At 32.1% G+C, this 13,119-nt stretch carries 12 protein-coding genes; 5 read left to right on the top strand and 7 right to left on the bottom strand.

Translation table 11 applies throughout. The features are described from left to right. The first annotated feature begins 108 nt into the window (after nt 1–108). Entirely contained in the window at nt 109–1,317 is a 1,209-nt protein-coding gene (gltS, locus tag C7J89_RS04365) for a sodium/glutamate symporter (protein ID WP_103295675.1), read from the top strand. A 62-nt stretch (nt 1,318–1,379) separates the two neighbouring features. Here gltS and fni read toward each other — a convergent pair whose 3' ends face one another. Together fni and corA are read right to left on the bottom strand one after the other, a co-directional pair. Further along, nucleotides 1,380–2,420: a type 2 isopentenyl-diphosphate Delta-isomerase gene (fni, locus tag C7J89_RS04360; protein ID WP_061853570.1), complete on the bottom strand. Its 1,041-nt coding sequence runs from the start codon at nt 2,418–2,420 to the stop codon at nt 1,380–1,382. Between the two features lie 42 nt (nt 2,421–2,462). Beyond that, complete coding sequence (gene corA / locus C7J89_RS04355) at nt 2,463–3,410, bottom strand: magnesium/cobalt transporter CorA (protein ID WP_103295674.1); 948 nt, start codon at nt 3,408–3,410, stop codon at nt 2,463–2,465. A gap of 130 nt (nt 3,411–3,540) precedes the next feature. Here corA and C7J89_RS04350 point away from each other — a divergent pair, with 130 nt between their 5' ends. Further along, nucleotides 3,541–4,008, top strand: a complete 468-nt coding sequence (locus tag C7J89_RS04350) for a thioesterase family protein (RefSeq protein WP_103295673.1) — start codon at nt 3,541–3,543, stop codon at nt 4,006–4,008. Nucleotides 4,009–4,020: 12 nt separating this feature from the next. Continuing rightward, nucleotides 4,021–4,425 (top strand): hypothetical protein, encoded by a 405-nt coding sequence (locus C7J89_RS04345; RefSeq protein WP_061853573.1) that lies wholly within the window; start codon nt 4,021–4,023, stop codon nt 4,423–4,425. 46 nt (nt 4,426–4,471) lie between these two features. On the opposite strand, the gene C7J89_RS04340 is transcribed toward C7J89_RS04345, so the two are convergent. Then, on the bottom strand, nt 4,472–5,371 hold the full coding sequence (locus C7J89_RS04340) for an alpha/beta hydrolase fold domain-containing protein (RefSeq protein WP_103295672.1): 900 nt from the start codon (nt 5,369–5,371) through the stop codon (nt 4,472–4,474). Between the two features lie 222 nt (nt 5,372–5,593). On the opposite strand from C7J89_RS04340, the gene C7J89_RS04335 reads away from it, so the two are divergent. Continuing rightward, entirely contained in the window at nt 5,594–6,241 is a 648-nt protein-coding gene (locus tag C7J89_RS04335) for a hypothetical protein (protein ID WP_103295671.1), read from the top strand. A gap of 109 nt (nt 6,242–6,350) precedes the next feature. On the opposite strand, the gene C7J89_RS04330 is transcribed toward C7J89_RS04335, so the two are convergent. Both C7J89_RS04330 and C7J89_RS04325 read right to left on the bottom strand, forming a co-directional pair. Beyond that, nucleotides 6,351–8,267, bottom strand: coding sequence for a DHA2 family efflux MFS transporter permease subunit (locus tag C7J89_RS04330; RefSeq protein ID WP_061853576.1), 1,917 nt, complete (start codon nt 8,265–8,267; stop codon nt 6,351–6,353). Nucleotides 8,268–8,279: 12 nt separating this feature from the next. Further along, complete coding sequence (locus C7J89_RS04325) at nt 8,280–8,930, bottom strand: HlyD family secretion protein (RefSeq protein ID WP_061853577.1); 651 nt, start codon at nt 8,928–8,930, stop codon at nt 8,280–8,282. A gap of 127 nt (nt 8,931–9,057) precedes the next feature. Here C7J89_RS04325 and C7J89_RS04320 point away from each other — a divergent pair, with 127 nt between their 5' ends. After that, entirely contained in the window at nt 9,058–9,606 is a 549-nt protein-coding gene (locus C7J89_RS04320; RefSeq protein ID WP_061853578.1) for a TetR/AcrR family transcriptional regulator, read from the top strand. 74 nt (nt 9,607–9,680) lie between these two features. Here C7J89_RS04320 and C7J89_RS04315 read toward each other — a convergent pair whose 3' ends face one another. Both C7J89_RS04315 and C7J89_RS04310 read right to left on the bottom strand, forming a co-directional pair. Next, a complete protein-coding gene (locus C7J89_RS04315; RefSeq protein WP_103295670.1) occupies nt 9,681–10,889 on the bottom strand; it encodes a putative multidrug effflux MFS transporter TcaB in 1,209 nt (402 codons plus the stop codon). A gap of 704 nt (nt 10,890–11,593) precedes the next feature. After that, nucleotides 11,594–12,961 carry a membrane-associated protein TcaA gene (locus tag C7J89_RS04310; protein WP_103295669.1) on the bottom strand — a complete coding sequence of 456 codons (1,368 nt, stop codon included), beginning with the start codon at nt 12,959–12,961 and terminating at the stop codon, nt 11,594–11,596. Nucleotides 12,962–13,119: the final 158 nt, after the last annotated feature.

Here is a 13,119-nt window from a genome sequence, read left to right as displayed (position 1 = left end):
TATATAAACTATATATTTGTCATTGCAATTACTGTCAACTACAATATATAATGCCCTTTAGATGATTTTGTAAGCGATTACTATTACATATAATAAGGAGGGCTCATTATGTTACATATAGATGCGGTTACAACCCTGGCATTAGCAAGTATTTTGTACTTACTTGGTGTCTATATTGTGAACCATGTCTCGGTATTAAAGAAATTATGTATCCCCGCGCCCGTCATAGGCGGTTTACTATTCGCAATCTTAGTTGCTATTTTACAGAGTTTCAGCATTGTCACAATCAAACTGAACTCTGATTTCTTTCAAAACTTCTTTATGCTAGCATTCTTTACTACCATAGGACTAGGCGCATCTTTAAAATTATTAAAATTAGGTGGCAAGGTGCTCATTTTATACTTTATTTTCTGTGGCATATTAGCGACACTACAAAATGTTATTGGTGTTGCATTAGCAAAAGTACTTAATATACCACCTTTATTAGGTATTACTGCTGGATCAATGTCAATGGAAGGTGGACATGGTAATGCCGCGGCATATGGGCAAACAATTCAACAACTCGGTTATCATTCTGCACTTACAGCCGCATTAGCAGCAGCGACTTTAGGTCTCGTTGCAGGTGGGCTCATTGGTGGACCTGTAGTGAAATACTTAATTAACAAATATAATTTAAAACCTTCACAAGCGGAATCTACAAAAGAAGATTATAGTACTGTTTCTTATAATGAACATTTACATAATAAAATGGAACCGACAACTGTCTTTTTATTACAATTTACTATTGTTGCTATTTGCATGGCAATCGGCAGTTATATCGGCAATACATTTACAGACTTAACAAGTATCAATATTCCAATGTATGTTGGCGCTATGTTTGTCGCTGTTATTATTCGAAACATATCTGAGTATGGTAATTTACAATTAATCGATATGAAAATAGTAGATAAAATCAGTGATGTTTCATTAAGTCTATTTTTATCCATTGCTTTAATGAGTATAAATTTAACAGACATTTATAAATTAGCTATTCCACTTATTATTATCGTACTTGTTCAAATTGTCTTTATCGTTTTATTCTCAGTCTTTATCGTTTTCCGAGGATTAGGTAAAAATTATGACGCTGCGGTAATGATTGGTGGTTTTATAGGACATGGATTAGGTGCTACACCTAATGCAATGGCGAACTTAGACGTTATTACGAAAAAATTTGGTGCTTCGCCGAAAGCGTATCTTGTTGTACCTATTGTAGGCGCCTTTTTAATAGATTTATTAGGTGTGCCGATCGTGACATCATTTATTAATATTTTAAAATAATATAAGCAAAAAACGTTAGTAAGAAGTGACTAGACTTCATTACTAACGTTTTTTAGTGAATTTTAAATTGTTAAGCCTCTTTGTTCCATCCATGAAATAAGTTCTGGACTAAATACAATTTGAGTTTGTTTTAACTCTTCAATTGTTCGAACATTTAGCATCGTCATAATTTTTTTCATTTGATCAATAAATGATTCAACGTAATCTAATGTAGAAGTTATGCCATAATTTTCAATATGATTTAAAAATGGTCGCGACATACCTACTGCATTTGCTCCCAACGCTAAACATTTTACTGCATCTAAAGGTGTTCTAACGCCGCCACTCGCTAATACATTAACATCTTGTTGGAATTTAGTACTTTCTAACAATGATTCGACTGTGGACTGGCCCCAAGATGATAAATAATTCATATCTTTTAAAGAACGGCGTTCATTTTCAATATCAACGAAATTTGTGCCACCTTTACCACTAACATCCACGTATTTTACACCAATAGCTTTAAGGCTTTGAATTGTTTCTTTACTCATGCCAAAGCCAACTTCTTTAACGATAACAGGTACAGGTACACGTTCTACAATCAATGCTAGATTATCCATCCACGTTGAAAATTCTCTATTCCCCTCAGGCATAACTAATTCTTGAGGAGAATTAACGTGCACTTGCAATGCTTGAGCATCTAATAATGTTACCGCTTCTTCCGCTTTATCGACTGGTACATCGGCACCGACATTACTAAACACAATACCTTCAGGATTCGTATCACGCACGATACTAAATGAAGACGCCATGTTTGCATTACGTAATGCAGCATGTGTTGAACCTACTGCCATTGCTAACCCTGTTTCGCGTGCTACGACTGCTAATTTCTCGTTTATGTTTTTTGTCCACTCACTGCCACCTGTCATAGCATTAATATAAATAGGATAGTCTAGTTTAAAATCAGTTAATTGACTACTCAAATCTACATCACTGACATCTATATCTGGAATGGAATGATGTACAAACCTTATTTTATCAAAATCTGATTGTGGCGCATCTGTTTGTGCCATTGCTATTTCCACATGGTCATTCTTTCTTTGTTCTCGCTTTGAATCGCTCACTATTGTCCCTACTTTCATCTTGTTAAATTTTTTAAGTTACGGTTAAAACCACTTTTTCTTTTTAAAGTACCAAATACATATACTGGCAATAACTAACATAATGACTAAGACGGCGAAATAACTATAGTGCCAATTTAATTCTGGCATATATTTAAAGTTCATACCGTAAATGCCTGTAATTAACGCTAATGGTGAAAAAATCACAGATACAAGCGTCAATATTTGCATTATATTATTCATTTTATAAGAACTATACGATTCATAATTCTCTCTTATTTCATTGGTCATTTCGTCAGAAGTTTTAATACTATTTTCTTGTTTAATCATATGATCTTCAATATGTTGAATATATAAATAGTCTTTATGACTGTTAAATAGCGTTTTACTGTCTTTAAGTGTAACTATAAGTTCATGCATTGGAAAGACTATCCGTTTTAACTTTATGATATCCGAACGTAACTTAAACACATTATCCATAATGAACTTACTCGTAGTATCATTTACATGTTTATCTTCAAAATCATAAACTTTTTCTTCTATGTCATAAATATAATCAAAATAATAATCTACAAGTTGATCTATAATATAAAGCATGACGCTACTAGCAGTTAAACAGTCAATCGTGTGTTCACATAAAGTATTGTTGATATCTGTAATAGCTTGTTCATGTGTATGATGATATGTAATTAACACATTATCTTTTATAAAGAAGTTAATGGCAGTCGGTCTGTAATCTTCATCACGTATGCCATGAACAACGATATATTGATATGAAGCATATGTTTTATATTTTGCTCTTGGTGTACCGTTAACTGTATCATCAATTTCAAGTTTATTAAAATTAAAATCATTTTGTAATTGATGATTTTCTAATGATGTCGGATTTTCGTAATCATACCATATGAAATCAGCCTCAGCCGGTAAGGCTTGTTCATCATCAACTTGTTGAAGTGGATGGTCGCCAATTTGATAATTTATCGTCAGCCCCATAAAATTTCCTCCCCAACTATTTTCCTTTATTTTACCATGAATCGTGATAGATGTATGTTTAAACTATATTTAGTAATATAATTGTAGACGTTACTAATTTAGAAATATAAATTCAGGAGTTGAAAGGACTATGTCTACAGTTTTTACAGTTTCACAGCAAGTTTCAACTGACATGATTGACCATAATAATCACATGCATGATTCACATTATAATCATATATTTAGTGATATTATCAATCAATTTAATTACGCACACGGTTTGTCACTCGAAGAAAGAAAGACACTAAGCTACACTATGTTCACAGCTGAAGAACAAACAAGTTATCTTCAAGAGTTAAAGCTCGATGAAACATATACTGTTAAATTATATTTGTATGACTATGATGTTAAAAGAGCACATTTTTTTGCATTTATGTATAAGCAAGACGATACGCTTGCTGCCACTAACGAAGCAATGATGTTAGGAATTGATAGAAATACGAATAAAGTAAGTCCTTTCCCCCAACAATATTACCAACAATTAGAGCAATACTATGCGCAACAACCGACTATCAACTGGCCTAAACAACTTGGCCATCGTATCGGCATACCAAAATAAGGAGTGATTCATATGTCAGAATCATTAATAGATATTATCCGTACACAACTTTATGATCATCATGACGAAGTTAAAGCATCTTTAAGTGAATTGAATCAAAGTAAATCCCTCGTTATTAACGGTCCTGATGACCAGTTAATTGACAGAGGATTAAACATCAGTTTTTATCGTGGCCAAAAACAAACTGTGGATGCAGTTTATTCTATATTAGACGCTTATCAAGATGAAACGGACTTTTTAAAGCACTATGAAGAATATGCACAAGGTATAGCGGAAGATTATACGAATACCTCAAAAACGTTCGCTCAAATGGATAATCCAGAGGACGATTTTGCAACGCTTATTTCTTATTTGTATACATTAAAAGGTCAGAAATTAATAATTGATTCTATCAATACGTTAGTTGCTTCCAAGTAACTCATTAAAAATGCCGTCATTTAATTATGACGGCATTTTTTAAACTTTATGTTTTTAATGATTGTACGATTTGTCTTACTACTTTATGCGATTGTCTAATTGGATATAATGGAAAGCCATGTATCATCTTTTTATATGGATAAAAATGAATTGGTTGTTGATGTTCTTCACCCAACTCTACAAGTTTTAACATATCTGGGTAATATACTTCTTGTGTACTGCCAAACATGTAAATAGGCGGTAAGTGATTGATTTTTCCATTAATCGGTGAAATTTTCGCATCTTTCAGTGCATAGTCGTCAGACCATACTTCCATGACTTTACGTACACCTTCGACATGAATCAGTTTATCTTTTTTTATTAATGCCTCAGTAATTTGATCATTTTCCAATTCGGCATCTAACAATGGCGATAGTAAATAAATTTTCTGTGGCATTGGCAGATTTTGAGCATATAATTGCTGAACAAAACTCAATGCTAAACTACCACCAGAGCCATCTCCCATAATAACGATATTGTCCTCTCCTACTTCCGAAACAAGTTGTTGATATAAATCATTAATTGCACTGTAAGTATCTTTAACATTGTAAGTTGGCGCCTTAGGATAAATAGGCATAACAATTTCATGTAACGAACTTAACGCTAATTTATCCATAAATCTCCAATGGAAAACTGACGGTTGCAATACATTGTATCCGCCATGAAGATATAAAATTTTCTGTTTACTATTATGTCTAAAATTAAACCTAAACACCTGCATATCGTTAAAAGTTTGTTTTTCTAAATTTGACTTTATATTTAAACTTTCAGGCTGTTTATGTTTTTGAGCATTCAATCTCTCGCGTTGTGTTAAAAATTGTTGTAACTGCTCGTCATTGTCAAAATTAATTGATCTAACTGGTAATAAATATTTGTTAATGAAGTGATTCATTATGTTAAAAGCCATGAATTAACCAACCCACTCTTTTTATAAATTTAAAAACAATATAGATATCGTAATATTTATCGTATATATTTTCCCACTTACGCTATAAAAACAGTTATAATAAATTATAAATAACTATTTGATTTTCAATATGATAATAATTAATAGCACATTATTATTTAAATACTAACATAAAAATTTTGAACTTAAAAAATATACCTGTTTTTATTGAAAGGAGTACATATGGCAGAACAAAATCATAGATTTAAAAATTTTGAACATACATTGACAAGTGCACCGATGCACAGAGGTCAAAAGTTAGGTAAAAAAAGATTTTCTTGGTTTAATCTTATTATTCATATCATTGTGTTAATCTTAACAGCGATAACTGGTTATAGTATGTATAAACAGCCTGTATTTAATCTAGCACTGGTCAATGAGCCGATAACGTTTCATCAATTAAGTCATTTTCAAGACACGTTAAATAATATATCCAATCTTGATATCAACATTGATAATATCGAAAACCTACAATCACGCATAGATTCACTTATTCTAGTCTTTGATATCTTTTTTATAGCAACGATTGTAAGTTTAGTATTATCGATACTAACTATTATTTTTAATCGCATGGTACTAAAAATAATTAATATTTTCATTTTAATTATTATGCTAGTGATAACTTTTGGTTTTTCAATTATTCTCCAAAATATTGCTACACGAATCGCAAACAGTCTAAGTCAATATTATGTTTCGGTTAAACCAGATCAAGTACTAACACAGGCTGATGCAATTAATAATGCATTAATCTTATTAATATGTAGTTTGGCATTACTATTTATTAGTCTATTCTTTAGAAACAAACGTAAACGCATTAATACAATTCAATAAAATAAACACTAAGTACTGTCAGACGTGCAGTACTTTTTTTATGCAAAAAGAAGCATCGTTATCTCGCTATGATAACGATGCCTCTTAAAATTTTTAGGATATTTTACGATTATTTTTCTCTAGAAATATAATGCTCTTTGCCTTTTAAGAATAAACTTAAGATAAATGCAAGTAAACTTAATCCAGTCGCAACTAAGAATGCGCTATTAACACCGTTAATAGAAGCAAGCTTTTGAACGAAACCTAAGATTTGTTTAGTCGCCATTTGTTCTCCACCCATAGCTTGAGCCATTTGTTGTAAATGGTCTTTAAGGAATGGGCTTGTTTTATCTAAATCTTGTGCATAAGTAGCAGAATATTGAGTTGTTTGGTTAGACATAACTGTTACTAGTATTGCCGTACCAATCGAACCCGCTAATTGTCTCAAAGTATTTGACAATGCATTACCATGAGGAATTAAACGTAACGGTAATGAGTTCATACCAGCCGTCATAATAGGCATCATGATGAAACTCATACCAAATGAACGTACGATATAAATTAACATTAAATGACCATAAGTGGTATTCATATTAAGTTTAGTCAATTCGTATGTTGCATAAGTCATTATCGCGGTACCTATAATCGCTAATGGTTTAATACCAATAGCATCAAGTAAGCGTCCTGCGATTGGTCCCATAACACCCATAATTAAAGCACCTGGTAAGAGTAGTAGACCAGATTGTACAGGCGTGAAACCTCTTAAATTTTGTAAATATAATGGTAATAAAATCATACCACCAAATAAACTCATTGTAACAATCATGTTGATAACAGTTGTTAACGTGAAACCTGAGTATTTCAATACTTCTAAGTTAAGCATTGGTATACGCATAGTTAACTCACGAATAACAAATGCGATGATAAAGATAACACCAATAATAAATGAAACGATGATTACTGGTGATGTCCAACTTTTGTTTCCTGCTTCACTAAATCCATATAATAAAGCACCGAAACCGATAGTACTAAAGATAATACCAGGAATATCAGCTTTAGGATTACTTGTAACTTGGTATACACGGAACCAAATATATGAGATTAATAGTGAAATTAAACCGATCACGAACATTCCATAGAACATTACGTTCCAGTGATAATTTTCAACGATATAACCTGATAATGTTGGACCAATAGCTGGCGCTAAAATCATTGCGATACCAAGTGTACCCATCGCCGCACCACGTTTTTCTGGTGGGAAGATAGTCATAAACACGTTAGTACCTAAAGGCATTAATATACCAGCACCAATAGCTTGTAGTACACGTCCAACCATCATAATTGTGAAGGAACCGGAGACACCACAAACAAGTGAACCTATTGTAAATAACGCCATCGCAACTAAGAATAATTTACGATATGAGTATTTATTGAATAGGAAGGCACTGATTGGAATTAAAATTCCATTTACAAGCATGAAACCTGTCATTAACCATTGCCCTGTATTTGCTGAAATATTAAAATCTGTATTAATTTTAGGTAAGGCCACATTTAACAATGTTTGGTTTAAAATCGCAATAAACATACCAAATATCATTGCCAATAACACTTTCATTTGTGTAGTACCTTTACCAAACATAAATGAGCTATGTTCTTTTTTTAATTTTTCGTTAACCCTAGCTTCCTCTGAATCAGGGTTGATTTTATCAAAATCTGAGTCTTGTGCAGCATCTTCTTGAATATCGTCATGAGAAGTTGACTGTGCAGAATCAGAAGTAAATGATTGAGTTTCTTCATTATCTACAGAAGCCGCTACAGCTTTCTCTGTAGAATCAGTGTTAGATAATTTATTGGACTCTGCCGTATCATCTTTGTCTCTTATGTTAAATTTAGATTGATAACTTTGACTCGACGAATCATTGTTATAATTTTTTTGTTCCAGTTGTCTTTTAGTTGATTTCTTGCCTTTTTTCGAAATAAACAAGTTTAACAACCCGACAAGAATGATCGCTATGACTACATAAATTATAATGAAGGTCGCTGTCATTTAAAGACCCCCTTAGTTTTTATGAATTTTAACTTCAGCGTTCATTCCTGGAACAACATTTTTAGATGGTTTTGAATCTAATTTGATTTTAACAGGTACTACTTGAGAAACTTTAGTATAGTTACCATCACTATTAGAAGAAGGCATCATTGAGAAGCTTGCAGCAGTTGCTTTACCTACTTGATCAACTTTACCTTTAAGGTTAGCATTTTCACCATCAACTTTAATGTCAACGTCTTTACCTTTTTCTACATCTGCAATGTCTTTTTCGTCAACGTTTGCAGTTACATTTAAATCATCTAAATTATAAGCATAAGCAATTGGTGATCCAGCTTGAGCTACTGAACCTTTCATGCCGTCAGTTTTAACGATTGTACCGTCTTGAGGCATTTTAATGTCCATTGTTTGAGGTGAACCGCCACTTTCGCTTTTAGCTGCGATTGAAGCAACTTTGTCACCTTTCTTCATATCATCATTTTCTTTCGCATCGAAAGATTTCAATTCACCTGACGCAGGTGCAGATATTTTAATTTGGTCGCCATCAACTTTAGCGTTGTCTGTCGATACATAGCTTGTAGCTTGATTGTAAAAATGGAAGCCAACGACACCAATAATTACAAGAACTACAATAGTAATGACATTAATTAATATCATTTTTTTCATTATTGTTTCCTCCTATTTGCTTTTAAATTTCACTTTATCTATTATAGAGAGATGAGACACAAAAAAATACCAACACTTAAAAAAAATGTGTCGGCAAAGATATAGAAAATTTAACGTAGGTGTAATAATGAGACAAAAGGCCAAATTTAGAATTATACGCAATATGATCATATTACTTGAGGAATATCCTTTTGAAGAAATCACAATTAAAATGGTGTGTGCCTATAGTAATGTAAATAGAACAACATTTTATGATTATTTTCTTGATAAATACGATTTAATAACACAGATTCAAAAGTATCATTTAACAAAATATCAAAACTTATTAAATGCTTTCGATAACAGTTTAGAAAATGCGCCTAGCCACCCAGTCAAACTTTACAAATTTTTCAAGATAGTTTTAACATACATTAAACGAAACTATGGATATTTCCATGCAATCATGGTTACACACCCAAATAAAAATCTTTTTTCTGAATATATGACTGCTACTAAAAATGCATATAATGAAATAATTGGAAAACATAGTAGTGTTAAAAATAAAAAAGAATTTGTAATTTATAATGTTGGTGGACAAATAGGCATTGTCTATTTTTGGATTCGTGAAAACTGTGAAGAGTCTGTTGATTCCCTTGCTCAAATATTATTAGCAAATACAATTAAACTACAACGTTAACCATTTATAATAATTAATAAACAAAAAGACTACAAACGTATTTGATTTTAATTCAACAACGCTTGTAGTCTTTTTTATTGTACTGTGTTGCGAAAAGCAAAATAATTAAAAATTTGTAAGATAATTAAGATAACACCACTAATGCAAATAATAGTTATATAAGGCATAGCGCTCGTTTCACCAGCTAAACCTACTAACGGTGTAACTAGACCTCCAAATAGAGACTGTACTAAGCCAAGCAAACTTGAAGCACTACCACTACCCCCTGTTCTCTCGTTCATAGCAATTGAAAATGCTAAAGTAGCTACGCCGGTAACTGGTGCTACTAAAATAACAAAACCGATAATGAGTGTAATGATATGTAAATGTGCTGTTAACGTAATAGTCACCCATATCACGCCAATAATTTGAATCAGAGTTAACGCTCTTAATAAGGTTTGTTGATTAATATAGTCCACAAGCTTACCAGTAAGCTGACTAGAAAAAATAAGTGTAATACCCACGCCAGCGAACATCCAACTGAAATGCAATGCCGACAAATGATAAATACGTTGTGTGATAAATGGTGATGCCGAGATGTAACTAAATAACATAATAAATGTAAAGCCTTGAATTAACATCGGTAATACAAACTTAGGTTTTACTATTAACATACTGAAGTTTTTAAAAATAGCACCTATATGTGCTTGGTCTCTGCGTTCAATAGGTAGTGATTCATTAATTTTGAACAATGAGCCAACTACCATACAAACACCAAATATCGTCAATATTATAAATACCATTCGCCACGTAGAAAATGATAAGATAATACCACCAAGCGTCGGTGCTATAACGGGAGCAATCCCGTTCACTAACATTAACACTGCTAAAAACTTAGTCAGTTGTTTACCACTATATAAGTCACTTGAAATTGCACGTGAAATAACTGCACCTGCTCCACCACAGAAACCTTGGATAAATCTTAACAATACCATTATCCAAATATTAGTAGTAAAAACGATAGCTATACTTGCTATTGCAAAAATTACCATGGCGATGATAAGCGGCTTTTTTCTCCCTAAGGCATCTGAAATTGGCCCGATGAATAAATTACCGAGAGCCAAACCTATCATGAATAATGACAGCGTAAGCTGAGCATTTGAAGTTGTCGTACCGAAATCCGAACGCAATTGAGGTAATCCTGGCAGAAACATATCAATAGATAAAGCACCTATTGCTGTTAATGCACCTAATATAACGATAAATAATATAGTAGGTTTTGAAGTTTGTTCGTAATTTTTCATTTATTTAACTCCTAAAATAAACTTTTTTATGTATTATTTAAATAGTAACACTAATCACATTAAAGTATCTATTTAATTATTAAAAAAAGTGAGCCTGAAGATTATATTAATATTGTCTTCAGGCTCACTTTTTATCTTGTCAGTAGATGACTGAATTGAAAATGCGCTTTTATCAAGCTTCTTTCAACTCTAGTCATCCATACCGGGGTGGGACTACAAAATCATCTTATAAAAATAAGATTTTTGTCCCGCTCCCTATGATTTTGCCGTGCATGTTTGCCTTGATTTAGGATAGTATGGTTCGAGACTGTAGTCTCTCACTCATACGTTTCCCCTAGGCGTCAGCACGATACAAAATCGTTACAAAGCTAATCTTATCTTATTTTAATTTTATATTGATAGTATGGTTCTTTATGACTGAATTGAAAATGCGCTTCTATCAAGCTTCTTTCAACTCTAGTCATCCTTGCCGGGGTGGGACTACAAAATCATCTTATAAAAATAAGATTTTTGTCCCGCTCCCTATGATTTTGCCGTGCATGTTTGCCTTGATTTAGGATAGTATGGTTCGAGACTGTAGTCTCTCACTCATACACCTACCCTAGGCGACAGCACGATACAAAACAAATCTTATCTTATTCTAGTACCATTCCTATTAACTTCATTATTAAAACAATATTTTAAGAGTTTGCTGAAATATTGTATTACTCGGTATAATTAGTAACTTTTAAATCATTACCATTGTCATTGCCTTCTAGCGTATATTTAACTTCGCCATATTGACCATCTTTTTTTATGCCATAACCACTTACATAAAATTTATTACCAACTTTAATAATTTCTGATATTTGTGGAACTTGCATCGCACTATAACTTTGTGAACTTATAGCACTCTTAGTCGATTTATAATTAGATGAATCTTTCTTCAAATAATTAGAGACAATATTAAAATCACTTTGGCCATATGCAGTATTCAAGGCTGTCGTATAATTACTAAAAAAATTTGTTATTTTAGAACGGAAGCTATTTTCTTCTTTTTCTTTCTTCTTAACATAGTCTTCTATCTTATCTTTATCGAAAGGAACCTTAACATTTGTATTATCTTTTAAGCTGTCTGGTTGAATCGTTGTTTCGCTAGATTTAAAGTCTTTCTTCTTAGCTTCACCACTCGCGGAAACTTTAATTTGTTCGTTTTTAGGATAAGGTCCATATGCTTTCGATTCATCATAATCATATGTTTTGTCATTAATTTTCACTTTAATAGAATCGTCATCAAGTTTGTCTGCGCCAGTTAAGTTTACACGTAAATATGCTTCGTCGAAGTTTTCAGACACATCTACAGTTTCATTGTTACTATTATTAAAGTTAAACTTCAATTTACCACTGAACTGTCCGTTATCTGTAGTTCGCTTAGCATCTATACTATAATTTCCTGGGATAAATTTACCTAAGGAAGTTGTTTTATCTTTAGGTGCTTCAACAGTACGTTGCTTATCATTAGATCTAAATTTGTATTTCGCATCAAATTTAGGTTTAACAATTGCTTCTTTTGTTGGCGCTGTAAAATTCATATTATTAAATATTAAATATCTGCGTCCATTTTTAGTTATTTTTAAAATCTTTTCCCCGTTGCGAGCTGTCACGTATTTAGAAAGTTGGTCGTCATTTTCATTTAAATAAGCTATTTTTGTTCTAACATCTTTAGTGAAATTTTTCATACCAATTTCATTTTTAATATATTTAATATATGCCTTAGCTTCGTCTTCATCGACATTGTTATTTTGAGTACTTAGAACGGTCGATAACTTCTGCGTATCATTATTATCAATTGCATTGATTAATAATTCAGATTGCGCTTCGGGTGAGTTAAAATTCTTTAATAAGAAGAAAATAATAATGATTAATACGATGATAAAAAATGCAATTCCCCATGGGATAATTTTGCGAACGTTTGTATTTGAAGCTTTCTTCTGGTTATTTCTTGATTGTCGATTTAATAAATCATGTCCACAATTAGGGCACACTTTGTCGTCATTATGTACCTCTGTTCCACAGTTTGGGCACTTGCGCATTTATATCACCTCTTACTAAAAAATTTTACAACTATTTTACTATAATATCATATTTTTAATTGAACTTATATGCAAGGATAAGTTTCAACTTTAATAAAAATTAAACTCGTACATGAATTTCTTTATATCTTATCTTCTATTATATGAACTTTCCTATT

It is taken from the genome of Staphylococcus kloosii, from assembly GCF_003019255.1.
Lineage (GTDB): Bacteria > Bacillota > Bacilli > Staphylococcales > Staphylococcaceae > Staphylococcus > Staphylococcus kloosii.
The sequence above is the reverse complement of the archived record's forward strand: the minus strand, read 5'-3'. Positions and strand labels throughout refer to the sequence as shown.

Bases quoted from the DNA above. Each gene is read 5' to 3' on its own strand.
- C7J89_RS04345 (WP_061853573.1), top strand. From the start codon at position 4,021: ATGTCAGAATCATTAATAGATATTATCCGTACACAACTTTATGATCAT.
- corA (WP_103295674.1), bottom strand. From the start codon at position 3,410: ATGGGGCTGACGATAAATTATCAAATTGGCGACCATCCACTTCAACAA.
- C7J89_RS04325 (WP_061853577.1), bottom strand. From the start codon at position 8,930: ATGAAAAAAATGATATTAATTAATGTCATTACTATTGTAGTTCTTGTA.
- C7J89_RS04315 (WP_103295670.1), bottom strand. From the start codon at position 10,889: ATGAAAAATTACGAACAAACTTCAAAACCTACTATATTATTTATCGTT.
- gltS (WP_103295675.1), top strand. From the start codon at position 109: ATGTTACATATAGATGCGGTTACAACCCTGGCATTAGCAAGTATTTTG.
- C7J89_RS04335 (WP_103295671.1), top strand. From the start codon at position 5,594: ATGGCAGAACAAAATCATAGATTTAAAAATTTTGAACATACATTGACA.
- C7J89_RS04350 (WP_103295673.1), top strand. From the start codon at position 3,541: ATGTCTACAGTTTTTACAGTTTCACAGCAAGTTTCAACTGACATGATT.
- C7J89_RS04330 (WP_061853576.1), bottom strand. From the start codon at position 8,267: ATGACAGCGACCTTCATTATAATTTATGTAGTCATAGCGATCATTCTT.
- C7J89_RS04320 (WP_061853578.1), top strand. From the start codon at position 9,058: ATGAGACAAAAGGCCAAATTTAGAATTATACGCAATATGATCATATTA.
- C7J89_RS04340 (WP_103295672.1), bottom strand. From the start codon at position 5,371: ATGGCTTTTAACATAATGAATCACTTCATTAACAAATATTTATTACCA.
- C7J89_RS04310 (WP_103295669.1), bottom strand. From the start codon at position 12,961: ATGCGCAAGTGCCCAAACTGTGGAACAGAGGTACATAATGACGACAAA.